Origin of the sequence: Sphingomonas sp. S1-29, assembly GCF_026167545.1 — a bacterium.
In the GTDB taxonomy this organism is placed as follows: Bacteria; Pseudomonadota; Alphaproteobacteria; order Sphingomonadales; family Sphingomonadaceae; genus Sphingomonas.
The window spans coordinates 1,690,504-1,705,023 of record NZ_CP110678.1 but is presented as its reverse complement, the minus strand read 5'-3'; the positions used below and the strand labels follow the sequence as shown (position 1 = coordinate 1,705,023).

The 14,520-nt window shown below is 67.0% G+C and carries 13 protein-coding genes; 7 read left to right on the top strand and 6 right to left on the bottom strand.

All coding sequences use genetic code 11. The features are described from left to right. Positions 1 to 375: 375 nt before the first annotated feature. Together OKW76_RS08065 and OKW76_RS08060 are read right to left on the bottom strand one after the other, a co-directional pair. Complete coding sequence (locus tag OKW76_RS08065) at positions 376 to 771, bottom strand: hypothetical protein (protein ID WP_265548420.1); 396 nt, start codon at positions 769 to 771, stop codon at positions 376 to 378. Next, positions 756 to 1,697: a CBS domain-containing protein gene (locus tag OKW76_RS08060; RefSeq protein ID WP_265548419.1), complete on the bottom strand. Its 942-nt coding sequence runs from the start codon at positions 1,695 to 1,697 to the stop codon at positions 756 to 758. The genes OKW76_RS08065 and OKW76_RS08060 overlap by 16 nt, the downstream gene beginning before the upstream one ends. A gap of 527 nt (positions 1,698 to 2,224) precedes the next feature. Here OKW76_RS08060 and yajC point away from each other — a divergent pair. The 4 genes from yajC (at position 2,225) to OKW76_RS08040 (ending at position 5,626) form a co-directional block, all read left to right on the top strand. Further along, positions 2,225 to 2,554 (top strand): preprotein translocase subunit YajC, encoded by a 330-nt coding sequence (gene yajC / locus OKW76_RS08055; protein WP_265548418.1) that lies wholly within the window; start codon positions 2,225 to 2,227, stop codon positions 2,552 to 2,554. After that, positions 2,554 to 4,152 (top strand): protein translocase subunit SecD, encoded by a 1,599-nt coding sequence (secD, locus tag OKW76_RS08050; protein WP_265548417.1) that lies wholly within the window; start codon positions 2,554 to 2,556, stop codon positions 4,150 to 4,152. Before yajC ends, secD begins: the two co-directional genes overlap by 1 nt. A 133-nt stretch (positions 4,153 to 4,285) precedes the next feature. After that, entirely contained in the window at positions 4,286 to 5,248 is a 963-nt protein-coding gene (gene secF / locus OKW76_RS08045; RefSeq protein ID WP_265548416.1) for a protein translocase subunit SecF, read from the top strand. A gap of 3 nt (positions 5,249 to 5,251) precedes the next feature. Further along, a complete protein-coding gene (locus tag OKW76_RS08040) occupies positions 5,252 to 5,626 on the top strand; it encodes an Mth938-like domain-containing protein (RefSeq protein ID WP_265548415.1) in 375 nt (124 codons plus the stop codon). A gap of 147 nt (positions 5,627 to 5,773) precedes the next feature. Here OKW76_RS08040 and OKW76_RS08035 read toward each other — a convergent pair whose 3' ends face one another. Then, positions 5,774 to 6,673 (bottom strand): DMT family transporter, encoded by a 900-nt coding sequence (locus OKW76_RS08035; protein WP_265548414.1) that lies wholly within the window; start codon positions 6,671 to 6,673, stop codon positions 5,774 to 5,776. 199 nt (positions 6,674 to 6,872) lie between these two features. On the opposite strand from OKW76_RS08035, the gene proS reads away from it, so the two are divergent. Then, on the top strand, positions 6,873 to 8,405 hold the full coding sequence (gene proS / locus OKW76_RS08030; RefSeq protein ID WP_265548413.1) for a proline--tRNA ligase: 1,533 nt from the start codon (positions 6,873 to 6,875) through the stop codon (positions 8,403 to 8,405). Positions 8,406 to 8,543: 138 nt separating this feature from the next. On the opposite strand, the gene OKW76_RS08025 is transcribed toward proS, so the two are convergent. Beyond that, positions 8,544 to 8,810 carry a hypothetical protein gene (locus OKW76_RS08025; RefSeq protein ID WP_265548412.1) on the bottom strand — a complete coding sequence of 89 codons (267 nt, stop codon included), beginning with the start codon at positions 8,808 to 8,810 and terminating at the stop codon, positions 8,544 to 8,546. Positions 8,811 to 9,104: 294 nt separating this feature from the next. Further along, positions 9,105 to 10,172, bottom strand: coding sequence for an NAD(P)-dependent alcohol dehydrogenase (locus OKW76_RS08020; protein WP_265548411.1), 1,068 nt, complete (start codon positions 10,170 to 10,172; stop codon positions 9,105 to 9,107). Positions 10,173 to 10,330: 158 nt separating this feature from the next. Between OKW76_RS08020 and OKW76_RS08015 the strand changes: the two genes are divergently transcribed. Both OKW76_RS08015 and OKW76_RS08010 read left to right on the top strand, forming a co-directional pair. Further along, positions 10,331 to 12,736: a ribonuclease R family protein gene (locus OKW76_RS08015; RefSeq protein ID WP_265548410.1), complete on the top strand. Its 2,406-nt coding sequence runs from the start codon at positions 10,331 to 10,333 to the stop codon at positions 12,734 to 12,736. Further along, positions 12,733 to 13,068, top strand: coding sequence for a hypothetical protein (locus OKW76_RS08010; RefSeq protein ID WP_265548409.1), 336 nt, complete (start codon positions 12,733 to 12,735; stop codon positions 13,066 to 13,068). The genes OKW76_RS08015 and OKW76_RS08010 overlap by 4 nt, the downstream gene beginning before the upstream one ends. Positions 13,069 to 13,269: 201 nt before the next feature. Here the strand turns inward: OKW76_RS08010 and OKW76_RS08005 are convergent, their stop codons facing one another. Further along, a complete protein-coding gene (locus tag OKW76_RS08005) occupies positions 13,270 to 14,424 on the bottom strand; it encodes a saccharopine dehydrogenase family protein (protein WP_265548408.1) in 1,155 nt (384 codons plus the stop codon). Positions 14,425 to 14,520: the final 96 nt, after the last annotated feature.

The window sequence follows — 14,520 nt, the reverse complement described above, 5'->3', positions numbered from 1 at the left end:
TCGATGATCGGCGATTCACCCTGCCACCGCGGCGCGCCGATGGTTCCGCCCTTTGGCCATATTTCTTTGTCGAGTACGCACCCGTACGGACTGGAACAGGTATCGGCGGCAATGGTTACTGCGCCGATAAGACTTACATCCGAGGAATTCCCATTGGCGCGACTGCATCGCCTGGCAAGGCTTTGCGACCACGCGCACCGGACATCGCTGGCCGACCCGCATGGAGTGCAGCCGCACCCCGAGCCCGAAGACAAGATGTCGGCGCCAGCCGCCGCCGCGCGCCCTTCGGGATTTTGCGCGGTGGCCGCGAAGCGTGGTGCGAAAGGCCGTAGTTCGACACGATAAGCGCTTCCCGGTGCGGTAGGCGCCCGCGACTCATGATGCGCGTATTTCGCGCAGGAAATGATCGGTCTGGCCGGTGAGCGCTTCGGCGCCCGAAACCAGGCGCGCCGCGAGGCTCTCCATCGCCAGCGCAGCTGCGCGCGCAGTGTCGGCGGCCGAGGCGATGTCGCCAGCGTCGACCTTGGTCGCGGCGGCGGCGGCGACTGCTTCGCGCACATGGCGCGTGATCCGGTGGGTCGCCTCGTGCTGGTCATCGATTGCCAGCATGATGTGCCCCGATCGGTCGGCGATCGCTGCGATCGCGTCGTCGATGCGCGCATAGGTGCAAGCCACAGCATTCACCGAACCGCCGATTTCGACGATATGCTGGGTGACGGTGTCGGCGGCGCGCGCGGTCTGGTCCGACAGCGATTTCACTTCGTTGGCCACCACCGCAAAGCCGCGACCGGCTTCGCCCGCGCGCGCGCCGCCTCGATCGTCGCGTTGAGCGCGAGCAGCTTCACCTGGCGCGAGATCGTCGCGATGATGTGCGCGACCTGGTCGATCGATTGCGCCGAGCGTTGCAGCTCGATTGTCCGCGCGCGCCCTTCGCCCACGAGCTCGACCGCGTCGGCGGCGAGCGACCGCGCCTCGCGCGTGCTGCCGACGATCTGCGTCAGCGCGTCGGCGAGATGGCGCCCCTCCTCGGCGATGCCGCCCAGATTGTCGGCGCTTTGGGTGGCGGCAGCGGCGACCGCGGCGGCGCTTTCGCCGGTGTTGGCCGATCGGATGCTCGTCGCCACCGCGTTGGTGCGGATCGCCGCGGCGAGCTCGCTGAGGTCGCGGGCGAGTCCGGCGACGTCGCTTTCGAAGCGCTGGCCGGCCGCCTCGATCTGCTGCGCGCGCGCCAGCCGGCGGCGGGTGCGATCGCGCTCGTCGATCGCCGCGAGGTCGACCAGCCGGCGATTGGCGAGCACCGCGTGCAACCGCCCGTTGCGCGTGAGCACCATCCCCTCGCTGCCCTGCGCGGCGCGATAGGCGGCGATGAGCTCGGCGATCGGCAACGAGGATTCGGCGACCGGCACCGGCTTGAGATAGTCCGACAGGCTGCCGCCATAGGCCGGGTTGCGCAGCAGCGCATGGCCGTAAGGATTGAGCAGCAGCCGCCGGATATCCTTTTCGAACAACGCGCCGACCGGGCGCTGCTCGTCATCGACCACGGGCAGCAGCCGCGCATCGGGGTTTCGCTGGAGTAGGTCGATCGCGTGATCGAGCCGGGCGCCGCGATGCACGCTGGGCGGCGCACATTCGTCGGGCCGCAACCAGCGGTCGGCGCTGTTGGCGGCCTCGGCGACCGATAAAGACAAGGGTTTCATGGGCTAACGGCTAGGCGAACCTGCTTAATGCTGGGTTAGCATCTGATGACGGTTTGATGACCTGCGACGAACCGTTGCGGAATCGTCATGATGGGGGTTGTTTGGGTCGGTTGCGGCAACCCTGGGGCATAATCGCAGGCTTGTTGCCATCCTCCCCCTCCGACGACCGCTGCGCGGCCGCCACCTCCCCCTGGCGGGGGAGGATAGACCGCCACCCAAATCCTCCCCCGCCAGAGGGAGGTGGCAGCCGAAGGCTGACGGAGGGGGCGGGTGCGGCGGTTCGGAAGGCTACAAAAGCTACACTACGTACCCCCCATTTTGCCTTCCCCCGGGCGCGAAAGACGAGATCGGTCGATCGGGGCGCGAAGCTGGGCATTGTCGGAACGTATCAAAGCCGAGGCTTGTAGGACAGCGCCGCGAGCCGCGCCGACAGGGCAGGCGGTTGCGCGCGCCTTGCGTGCATGATAGCGCGCGCCGCTTGTACGGGGGCGTTTTGTCCCTCCTTCCAGACAGGCTGATCCGCGCCCATGTTCGTCACTCCCGCTTTCGCCCAGACCGCAGGCGATCCCGGCATCGCCGGCCAGATCGTCGGCATCGCGCCGCTGCTGCTGATCTTCGTGGCGTTCTACTTCCTGATGATCCGTCCGCAGCAAAAGCGGATGAAGGCGCTCCAGGCGATGGTCGAGGGTACCAAGCGCGGCGACACCGTCGTCACCGCAGGCGGGCTGGTCGGCAAGGTGACCAAGGTCGAGGACCGGCATCTCGAGGTCGAGATCGCGCCGAATGTCCGCGTCCGCGTGGTGAAGGCGACGATCGCCGAAGTGACGCCGCTCGGCGGCAAGCCCGCGAACGACTGATGCTCGATTTTCCCCGCTGGAAGGTCTGGGCAGTCTGGCTGACGATCGCGGTCTGTGCGCTGCTCGCGGTGCCGACCTTCCTGCCCGCAAACGTCAAGGCGGGGCTGCCCGCCTGGGTGACCGCGCCGCGGATCAATCTGGGGCTCGATCTGGCGGGCGGCAGCTACATCCTGCTCGAAGCCGATACCAATGACGTCGCCGCACAGCGGCTCGAGACGATGCGCGACACCGTGCAGACCGAGATGCGTCGCGGCACCCCGCGCGTCGCGATCGGCGATATCTCGGTGCGTGACGGCCGGCTGAGCTTCATGGTCCGCGACGTTTCGCAGGTCGATGCCGCGCGCGAGCGGCTGTTGCCGCTGACCAGCGGCGTCGGCGTCACCGGCCAGCGCGACTGGAATATCGAAGTCCGCGATTCGACGCGCTTTGTGATGACGCCGACCCAGGCGGGGATCGAGCAGGCGATCGAACAGGCGATGGGTGACGCGACCGAAGTCGTTCGCCGGCGTATCGACGAACTCGGCACGCGCGAGCCGACGATCATCCGTTCGGGCACCAACCGCATCGTGGTGCAGGTTCCCGGCCTGTCCGACCCGCAGCAGCTGAAAGCGCTGCTGGGGCGTACCGCACGGCTCGAATTCAAGCTGGTCGACGTCAACGCCACCGACCCGCAGGCACTCGCCAAGGGGCAGGCGCCGATTGGCAGCCAGGTCCTGCCCTATCCCTCGGCGGGTGCGCCGATCGCGGTGAAGCGTTCGACGATCATCTCGGGTGACCAGATCGCCGATGCGCGCCAGGAATATGATCCGCAGACCGGCGCGCCGATGGTGGCGATCCGCTTCGACGCACAGGGTGGCCGCCGCTTTGCGCAGGTGACCCAGCAGAATGTCGGCAAGCCCTTCGCGATCGTGGTCGACGACCAGGTGATCTCGGCGCCCAATATCAACGAACAGATACTGGGCGGATCGGCGACGATCTCGGGCGGGTTCACCGTCGAGAGCGCCAACGAACTCGCGATCGCGCTGCGGTCGGGCAAACTGCCCGTCGCGCTGCGGGTGGTCGAGGAGCGAACCGTGTCGGCCGAGCTCGGCCAGGATTCGATCGAGAGCGGCGTGCTCGCCGGGATCGTCGCCGCGGTCGCGCTGATGGTTTTCATGGTCGTCACCTATATGCGCTTCGGCATCTACACCTCGCTGTCGCTGCTGGTGAACGCGGTGCTGATCATGGGCATCATGGCGTTGTTCAACGCGACGCTGACGCTGCCCGGCATCGCGGGCTTCGTGCTGACGATCGGCGCCGCGGTCGACGCCAACGTGCTGATCAACGAGCGTATCCGCGAGGAGCTGCGGCGCCCGCGCGCGGCGATCCAGGCGGTCGAGTTCGGCTACAAGGAAGCATCGACCGCGATCTTCGATGCGAACATCACCAACGTCATCTCGGCGGCGATCATGTTCGCGTTCGGGTCGGGACCGATCCGTGGTTTCGCGGTGGTGCTGGCGATCGGCATCGTGACGTCGGTGTTCACCGGCGTGACCTTCACCCGGCTGCTCGCTGCCGATTATCTGAAGCGCAACCGTCCCAAGACGTTGAACCTTTGATGATCGCCGCGATCTTCTCCCCGTTCGCCCTGAGCTTGTCGAAGGGCGCCCCGCGCCCCCGGCTCGCGGGGCGGGCTTCGACAAGCTCAGCCCGAACGGGGCGGGGCGCGTCGCTTCGTTACGAAGGCCTGCCATGCGCCCGCTGAAACTCGTTCCCGATCACACCAACATCGCGTTCCTGAAGTATCGCGTGGTCGCGATGGCGCTGTCGGGGCTGTTGCTGGTCGCCAGCATCGCGCTGTGCTTCGTCAACGGCTTCAACCTGGGAATCGATTTCGTCGGCGGCCAGATGGTCCGCGTGAGCTTCCAGCAGCCGGTCGAGCTCGATACGCTGCGCCAGCAGATGCAGGGCTTCGGGATCGAGGACGCGACGATCCAGACCTTCGGGTCGGACCGCGAAGTGTCGATCCGCACCCCGCTGCCCGACGACACCGAAGCCGCCGACGCCGCCGCGACGCGGCTGCGCAACGGCATCCAGCAGGCCTATCCGACGTCGCAGATCGGCGCCGTTGAAAGCGTTTCGGGCAAGGTTTCGGGTGAATTGTTCGAAACCGGCGCGATCGCGCTGGCGCTCGCGATGCTGGCGATCTCGCTGTACATCTGGTTCCGCTTCGAATGGCAGTTCGGCGTCGGCGCGCTGTTCGCGCTGTTCCACGACGTGGTGCTGACGCTGGGGTTCTTCGCGCTGACCCAGCTCGAATTCGACCTCAACATCGTCGCGGCGATCCTGACGATCATCGGCTATTCGCTCAACGACACGATCGTCGTCTACGACCGTATCCGCGAGAATATGCGCAAGCATCGCCGGATGGAAACCGCCGACCTGCTCGACCTGTCGATCAACGAGACGCTGTCGCGCACCGTCGTCACCAGCCTGTCGCTGGGGATCACGCTGGGTATCCTGCTGCTGCTCGGCCCCGACGTGATCTTCGGCTTCACCGCGGCGATGCTGTTGGGAATCGTGATCGGCACCTTCTCGTCGGTCTATGTCTCGGCGGCGATCCTGTTGTGGCTCAAGCTCAAGCCCGACAGCTTCCTGCCCAAGGATGTCGGGCCGCAAGGCGCCGAGCGGGTGCGGTCGAAAGAGCTTCCTTAAGCCATGCGGATGGATCGCGATCGCACGGGCGAGGGGCCGATCATCACCGGCATCGTCGGCCGCGGCTTTCGCGTCGACGAGGGCGTGTATGAGGGGCTGATCGTCACCCCCGAACGCGCCGATGGCTGGACCCCACCGGCGGTCGATGTGCTGGCGGTCGATGACCTGGCTGGCGTGCTCGCGCTCGATCCGCTGCCCGAGTTCGTGATCCTGGGGACCGGCAGCCGGATGCTGCGCCCGCCGCTTGCGCTGGTGAAGGCGCTCGATGCGCGCGGGATCGGGATCGAGCCAATGGACAGCCGCGCGGCGGCGCGCGCCTGGGGGGTGCTGCGCGCCGAACTGCGCTGGGTCGCCGCGGCGCTGTACCCGCTCGACTGAGGGCGTCGGGATTTGGGGTGGAAAGCCCACCCAACCGCCGTTCGTGCTGAGCCTGTCGAAGCACCGTCCTTTCTTAACGACCGGTTCGCATGAGAAGGGCAGCGCTTCGACAAGCTCAGCACGAACGGATTAGGGAAGCGTCCCGGCCTACGCGGCCGCGGCGGCCTCGATCCGCGCTGCTTTCGCCAGCCGCTGCTCGCGCCAGACGATGTAGAGCCCGCTGGCGATGACGATCGGCGCGCCGATCCAGGTCCAGGGGGTCGGCAGCGCGCCGAACAGCAGCCAACCGAGGATCGTCGCCCAGATCAGGCTCGAATAATCCATCGGCAGCACGACGGCGACCGGCGCGGCGCGTAGCGCGCCGGTGAGCGCGAGCTGGGCGATGCCGCCGGCAAGCCCGGTCCCCGCCATCAGCCCCCAGGTGAGCGGATCGTGCATGCGGGTGAAGAAGGGCAGCGCAATCCCCATCGGCACCAGCGACGAGGCGGCGAACCAGAACACCGTCGTCGTCGCGCGCTCGGTCGCGCCCAATTGGCGGATGAGGATGGCGACGCTGGCGGTCAGCACCGCGCCCGACAGCGCGACGGCGGCGCCAGCGAGCGGCACATGGCTGCTGCCGGGCTGGAGCACGATCAACACCCCGACAAAGCCGATCGTCACCGCCGCCCAGCGATGCCGCCCGACCGGCTCGGCGAGCACCAAAGCCGACAGGATCGTCGCGAAGATCGGCACCGAAAAGCCGAAGGTGGTGGCCTCGGCCAGTGGCAGCATCGTGGCCGTCGCGAAGTTCAGGCACATGCCCGACAGCCCGACGATCATCCGCCAGAAATGCGCGCGCGGCTTGTCGGTGCGCAGCGACGCGAGCCCGGGGCCCGCCATCACCACCGCGACCACCACCGGCAGCATCGCCGCCTGCCGCCAGAACACGATCTCGACCAGGTGCGCGCCGCGCTGCTCGGCGATCTTGCCGAGCGCGAACATCACCGACAGCGACAGCGCCGCGAGCAGGCGAAGCGAAATGCCGGTGAAGATGCGGTTGGCGGGCATGGGCGTGCGGGTAGGGGGCGGAGCGCGGCGGGGCAAGCGGTTGGCGAAAGGGGGCGGGGCAACCAATCCTCCCCCGCCAGGGGGAGGTGGCAGCCCGCAGGGCTGACGGAGGGGGCGGCGTACTGCCGGTCGCTCGTGCCCGCGCCCGTCGCGGGGGAGGAGCTTGTTCCGGCTCGTCGCCACGGCTATCGCCCGACGCATGATCAAGCATGCTCTTCCCGTCACGCGCGCGCAGGATTTCGCGCGTTGGTATCAGACCGTCATTGCCGAGGCCGACATGGCCGAGGAATCGGGGGTGCGCGGCTGCATGGTCATCCGGCCGTGGGGATATGGCATCTGGGAGCGGATCCAGCGCTTGCTCGACGATCGCATCAAGGCGACGGGCCACGAGAACTGCTATTTCCCGCTGTTCATTCCGCTGTCCTATTTCGAGAAGGAAGCCGAGCATGTCGAGGGCTTCGCCAAGGAAATGGCGGTGGTCACGCATCACCGGCTGAAATCGGTCGATGGCAAGTTGGTGGTCGATCCCGACGCCAAGCTTGAGGAGCCTTTGGTCGTCCGCCCCACCTCGGAAACGGTGATCGGCGCTGCGTTCAGCCGCTGGATCCAGTCGTGGCGCGACTTGCCGGTGCTGATCAATCAATGGGCCAATGTCGTGCGCTGGGAAATGCGGACGCGGATGTTCCTGCGGACCAGCGAGTTCCTGTGGCAGGAAGGCCATACCGCGCACGCGACCGAGGCCGAGGCGCGCGAAGAGACGCTCAAGATGCTCGAAGTCTATCGCGCGTTCGCCGAGGATTGCCTCGCGCTGCCGGTGGTGGCGGGCGAGAAGCCCGAGAATGAGCGCTTCCCCGGCGCGGTGGCGACCTACAGCATCGAGGCGATGATGCAGGACGGCAAGGCGTTGCAGGCGGGGACGTCGCACTTCCTGGGCACGACCTTTTCGGCGGCGCAGAATATCCGTTTCCAGAACGCCGATGGCGGGCATGAGCTGGCGCAGACGACGAGCTGGGGCGTGTCGACGCGGATGGTCGGCGGGGTCATCATGGTCCATGGCGACGATGACGGGCTGCGCGTGCCGCCGATGATCGCGCCGTGGCAGATCGTGATCGTGCCGATGCTGCGCGACGCGCCCGAGGATGCCGAGGTGCTGACCTATGCCAAGGCGCTGCAGGCCGACCTCGCCAAGCTTTCGGCGCTGGGCGAGCCGGTGCGCGCGCTGGTCGATGCCAAGCCCGCCAAGGCGCAGGTGAAGCGCTGGGGCTGGGTGAAGAAGGGCGCGCCGATCATCATCGAGGTCGGCGGGCGCGACGTCGCGGGCGGCAACGCCGCGGTGATTCGCCGCGACCGGCTGTATCAGGAAAGCGGCAAGCTGGCGTCGGCGATCATGCCGCGCGACGAGCTGGTGGCCGGAGCCGCAGCGATGCTCGAGGATATTCAGACGTCGCTCCATGCCGAGGCGCGCGCACGGCTCGAGGCGGGCATCCGCCGCGGGGTCACCGAGTTTGCGCAGATCGAGGCGCATTTCGCCGAGGGCGAGCGCTATCCCGGCTGGGTCGAGGTCGAATGGGCCAAGCCGACCGGCGCGGAATTGGACGCGGTGGTCGAGCGGCTGAAGAAGCTGAAGCTGACGGTGCGCAACGTGCCCGGCGACGCGGCGGCGGCCGACGGGGTGTGTATCTTTACCGGCAAGCCGGCGGTCGAGCGGATCCTGGTCGCGCGCGCGTATTGAGGTTTCTCCCCTCCCTGGAAGGGAGGGGCAGGGGGTGGGTGGAGTGCTCGTGATACGGTGCCGCGGCGTGCTCGAGAGCCGTATCCCCCGGACCCGACCCACCCCCGACCCCTCCCTTTCAGGGAGGGGAGTATGTACCTACCGGCGGAACCGCCCGGCCAACGCCGAAGCGAGCGCGCACGGAATCGCCAATATCGTGAGGAACAGCAGCCCCACCGCCCATAGCGCGCCGCTGCCGTTGTTGAGCCACATCACCGGCGCTTGCGCGAAGGTAACGACGCCCCCCGCGAGCCACGCGCGCTTGCCCAGAAACCGACCCGCGATGGCGGAGAGCGCTACCGAAGCCGGGTAGGCGAGGGTCCAATAGGCGTGGGCGTCCCAGGGTTCGGGAGCGCCGGTCAGCATGCTGACGAGCTGCCAATAGGCGCTGGCCAGAATCGCGATGCCTGCGAGTTTGAGCGCTAGGCTTGGGATAAGGGCATCCTTCGGCATTTCGAGCGAACTACCGTTCCCCTAAACCGTTCGCACTGAGCTTGTCGAAGTGCCGTTCTTTCTTTCGCCGGGGGGAGAAGAAGAACAGTGCCTCGACAAGCTCAGCACGAGCGGGGGTGGGTACGGATACGGATATCCGCCGCGCTAGAGTATTGTGAGCACGCTACCCACCCCCGGCCCCTCCCTAAAAGGGAGGGGGGAAGGCTCTTACGCCGCTTGCTTCAGCGTATCGATGTCGATGACGAAGCGGTATTTCACGTCGCTCTTCACCATCCGCTCATAGGCTTCGTTGACGTCGCCGATCGCGATCGTTTCGATGTCCGAGACGATGCCGTGCTGCTGGCAGAAATCGAGCATTTCCTGCGTCTCGGCGATGCCGCCGATCAGCGAGCCGGCGAGGGCACGGCGGCGGAAGACGAGGTTGCCGACTTCGAGCGCCGAATGCGGATGCTCGGGCACGCCGACCAGCGTCATCGTGCCGTCGCGCTTGAGCAGGGCCAGGAACATGTTGAGGTCGTGGCTGGCGGCGACGGTGTTGAGGATGAAATCGAAGCTGCCGGCATGTTCCGCCATCGCGGCTTCGTCCTTCGACACGATCAGGTCGGTCGCGCCGAGCCGCTTGGCGTCGTCGCGCTTGTTCGGGCTGGTCGAGAAGACATAGACGTCGGCACCCATCGCGGCGGCGATCTTGACGCCCATATGGCCAAGGCCGCCAAGCCCAACGATGCCGACCTTCTGGCCCGGCCCGACGCCCCAATGCTTGAGCGGCGAATAAGTGGTGATGCCGGCGCACAGCAACGGCGCGACCGCCGCGAGATCGGCGGCGTCGTGGGTGATCTTGAGCACGAAGCCCTGCTTGACGACGATATGGTCCGAATAGCCGCCGAAAGTGTGGCCGCCCATCACCGGATCGGGGCCGTTATAGGTGCCGACGAAGCCCGTCGTCTCGCAATATTGCTCCTCGCCATCCTTGCACGACGCGCATTCGCCGCAGCTGTCGACCATGCAGCCGACGCCGACGATGTCGCCGACCGCGAACTTGCTGACGTCGCTGCCGACAGCGGTGACGCGCCCGACGATCTCGTGGCCTGGGACGCACGGATATTGCGTGCCGGCCCATTCGCCGCGCGCGGTGTGCAGGTCCGAATGGCAGACGCCGCAATGCAGGATGTCGATCGCGACGTCATCGGCCTGCGGATCGCGGCGTTCGAAGCTGAAGGGGGCGAGCGGCGCGTCGGCGCTCTGCGCGGCATAGCCTTGCGTAGTGGTTGGCATGCGGAATCCTTTATGGGGGAAAAATGCTGAACGCTATTTGGGGATGCTGCACCGCGGCATCAACCGACGCGGGTGGCTTTGTGCTTCAATCGGCGCTGGTGAGGGGGCGGCCGGGGTTTTTTGATGCGCTTGGCGCGGCAACGCCCTATCTCTGGCGCATGCGAACACGCCCCGGGCTTCCCAGCCGCCAGCAGATCCTCGATTTCATCGCCAATTCGGACACCGCGGTCGGCAAACGCGAGATCGCCAAGGCGTTCGGCCTGTCGGCGCAGGACAAGATCGCGCTGAAAGCCTTGCTCAAGGACATGGCCGATGAAGGGATCATCGACAGTGCGCCGGGCCGGTCGTTCCACAAAATGGGCGGCGTGCCCAAGGTGACGGTGCTGCGCATCGTCGATGCCGATGGCGATACCGTGTGGGCGGTGCCCGAACGCTGGGAGGCCGAAGGTATTCCGGCACCACGGCTTCGCGTGCGCGAACGCGGCGGCAAGCAGGCGGCTTTGGGGCCGGGCGACCGCATCCTGGCGCGCACCGAGGAAGCCGGCAATGGCTGGATCGCGCATCCGATGAAGACGCTGGCGCGCGGCGAGGAAATGGTGCTGGGCGTGCTGCGCGAAGAGGGCGGGCGACTGTTCCTGCAAGGGGTGGAGAAAAAGGAGCGGCGCGACTTCCCCGTGGTCGATCGCGGCGATGCCGAGCCGGGCGATCTGGTGCTGGCCGAAAAGACTGGGCGGCCTCCGCGCATCGTGGTGAAGGTGGTCGAGCGGCTGGGCGATCCGTTCGCGCCGCGCAGCTTTTCGATGATCGCGATCCACCGGCATGGGATTCCGAACGTGTTTTCGGAGGAATTGCTCGCTGAAGCAGAGCGGATGGCGAAGATTCCGTTGGGGGATGACCGCGAAGATTTGCGGCACCTGCCGATCGTGGCGATCGACCCTGCCGATGCGCGCGACCATGACGATGCCGTCTGGGCCGCGCCCGACGACGATCCCTCGAACCAGGGCGGCTGGCGCGCGATCGTGGCGATCGCCGATGTGTCCTTTTATGTCCGCCCCGGATCGAAGCTCGACCGCGAGGCGCGCAAGCGCGGCAATTCGGTGTATTTCCCCGATCGGGTGGTGCCGATGCTGCCTGAAGTGCTGTCGGCGGACGTGTGTTCGCTGAAGGAAGGCGTCGATCGCGCGGCGCTGGCGTGCCATTTGCGGGTGGGCAAGGATGGCGAGCTGAAGGACTGGCGGTTCAGCCGAGCGGTGGTGCGGATCGCGGCGAATATCGCGTATGAGGATGCACAGGCGGCGGTGGATGCCGCGACTGCCCCCCTCCCGCTTGCGAGTTTGGGGTCGTCAGCGCCCCGCGCTGTCGAGGATGTGCCGGGGGCACATCCGACCCCAAACTGGGCCGGGGGTGGGAAGGATGTCTCACCGAGCGCTTCGTTAGAAGAAAGTCCCACCCCCGACCCCTCCCGCGAGCGGGAGGGGGACATGGTCGCCCCCGAACTCGTCCGGTCCACCCTGCTGCCGCTGTGGGATTGTTGGCGGGCGCTGTATGCCGCGCGTGAGAAGCGGCAGCCGCTCGACCTCGATTTGCCCGAGCGGCGGATCGTGCTCGATGAAAAGGGGCGGATCCTGTCGGTCGCCCCGCGCGAGCGGCTCGATTCGATGCGGCTGATCGAGGATTATATGATCGCCGCCAATGTCGCGGCGGCCAAGGCGCTCGAGAAGAAAAAGGCACCGGTGATGTACCGGATCCACGAGCCGCCCGCGCGCGAGAAGCTGGTCGCGCTCAAGGATTATCTCAAGACGTTCGAATTGTCGTTCGCGCTGGGCCAGGTGATCCAGCCGCGCACCTTCAACCAGGTGATCGCCAATCTGGGCGAGGCCGATTTCCGCGAAGAGGTGATGCAGCAGGTGCTGCGGACGCAGACCCAGGCCTATTACGGCCCGCAAAATGCCGGGCATTTCGGGCTGGCGCTAGGCAGCTATGCGCATTTCACTTCGCCGATCCGGCGCTATGCCGATCTGCTGGTCCATCGCTCGCTGGTCGATGCGTATAAATTGGGCGAGGGCGGGCTGTCGGCCGAGGATGCCGGCGCGATGGAGCGGGTGGGCGAGATGATTTCGGGGCTCGAACGCCGCGCGATGGAGGCCGAGCGCGAAACCGTCGATCGCTATGTCGCGGCATATCTCTCCGAGCATGTCGGCGAAGTGATGGAAGCGCGGATCACCGGCGTGAAGAATTTCGGCTTCTTCGCGACGGTCGACGGCGTCGGCGGTGACGGGCTGGTGCCCGCGCGCGATCTGGGGCGCGAATATTTCCGCTATGACGAAGCGAGTCAGCGGCTGGTGGGCGAGGAAACCGGCGAGTTTTATGCGCTGGGGATGCGGTTGCCGCTGCGGCTGGCCGAGGCCAATCCGGTGTCGGGGGCGCTTCGCTTCGAACTGGTCGACGGCAAGGGTTCGGCAAGCGGCGCGCAGGAAACCGACGGCAAACGGGCTGCCCCGCGCGTGATCCGCCATCGCGGGCGGCCAGCGAACATCCGCCACCAGGGGAAGAAGCGGCGATGAACAGGGCCAATGGCAGCGGCACCGATGTCGGCGCGGCGATCGTCAGCGCGACTTCGGTGTCGCGGCGGCGGGTCGAGTCGCATTTCCTGGCGCTGCACGCGATCAGTGCCGAGGACGCGATCGAATATGCCCCGCCCGGCCCCGCCGAACGCCGCGAGTTCGAAGCGTTGCAGGCGCGCGGGGTGATCCGCACCGCGGCGCCGGGGAACTACTGGTTCGATCTGTCGCGGCTCGACGCGCAGGAGGCGGCGCGGCGGCGCAAATGGGTGCCGATCGTGCTGTCGGTGGCGGTGGGGGCGGCGATCTTTGCGTTGATCTATTACCGGGGGTGACTCCCCTCAAAATCCTCCCCCTTCAGGGGGAGGTGGCAGCCCGAAGGGCTGACGGAGGGGGCCTCGCCGCAAACGCAGCGCCCGTATCCGCCCCCTCCACCCCCGCTTCGCGGCGGTCCCCAGCATCGGGTTGACCATGCCCCGCATGGTCAAGGATAGTCCGGGGGACGATCCGACCCGATGCTCCCTGGCGGGGGAGGACTAGTTGGTGACGAACGTCAGTCCGGCCTTCGCCTCCAGCCTTGCGCGCAGCGGTGCCGCCATCAGCGCGGTCGGGGTGGTGATCCCGCCAGCGCCCGGCTGTTCGATCAGGCACAATGCCGTCTCGGCGATCATCTTGCTGGTCGATCCATAGCCTGGATCGCGATCGCCGGTGACCACGGCTTCGACTCGCTCGCCGCCGGGCATCTCGCCGATGAAGAGAATGTCGTAATAGCCCGCCTCGCGCTCTTCCTTGGTCGGGCCTTCGCCGGGGGCGGGGCCTTTGTCGCCGCCGATCGGGTTCATCCTGGCGATCGCCTCGGCGGCTGCCTTGCCGATGTCGCCCAGACCCGGCGCGATCATCATCTCGTCATAGACGAAGTCGGTGCCATAGGCATGGCCCAGCAGCGCGTTGGTGCGGTGGACATTCTTGGTGTTGATCGCCGCCATCACGAACGGCGCGACCCAGGCGCCGACCGCGGCGTCATATTCGGGCAGCATCCCCTTTGGCTGGGCTGGGCCGTCGAAGCCGGGGGCGAGCGCGAAGGGATCGATCATCAGCTTTAGGATGCTCATGTCGCGCGCGGCTGCGGCCATCGTCGCCTTGGCGCTGGCGAAGGTGCCGCCGCTGAACGTCCCTTGCATCTTGCGGATTCGGCATTTGACGCGCGGGGCGGCGTGGCCGAACTTGGCCTGTGCCGCCTGTTGCAGCGTCCAGACGCCAAGGTCGAACGGGATCGAATCAAAGCCGCAGGAAAACAGGATGCGCGCGCCCGAAGCCTTGGCAGCGGCGTCATATTTGTCGATCATCTGGCGCATCCAGGCAGGCTCGCCGCACAGGTCGGCATAGCCGGTGCCGGTGGCGGCGCAGGCGGCGAGCAATGCTTCGCCATGCGTCTGATACGGGCCGACGGTGGTGATGATGACCTGCGCGCGTTCGCACATCGCCTTGAGCGCCGATGGGTCGTCGGCATTGGCGGTGATCAGCGGCACGTCGGCGGCGGCACCAATTTCGGCGCGGACCTGTTCGAGCTTGGTGAGCGAACGCCCCGCCATCGCCCATTTGCGGTCGGGATAATGGGTGGCGAGATATTCGGCGACCAGCCTGCCGGTATAGCCGGTGGCACCATAGACGATGATGTCGAATTCGCGCATTTCGAGCTCCCCTCCCGCTTGCGGGAGGGGCCGGGGGAGGGCCTGTCGTCGCAAACGGCGCTATTTTGCCGGGAACATGCCCTCCCCTAGCCCCTC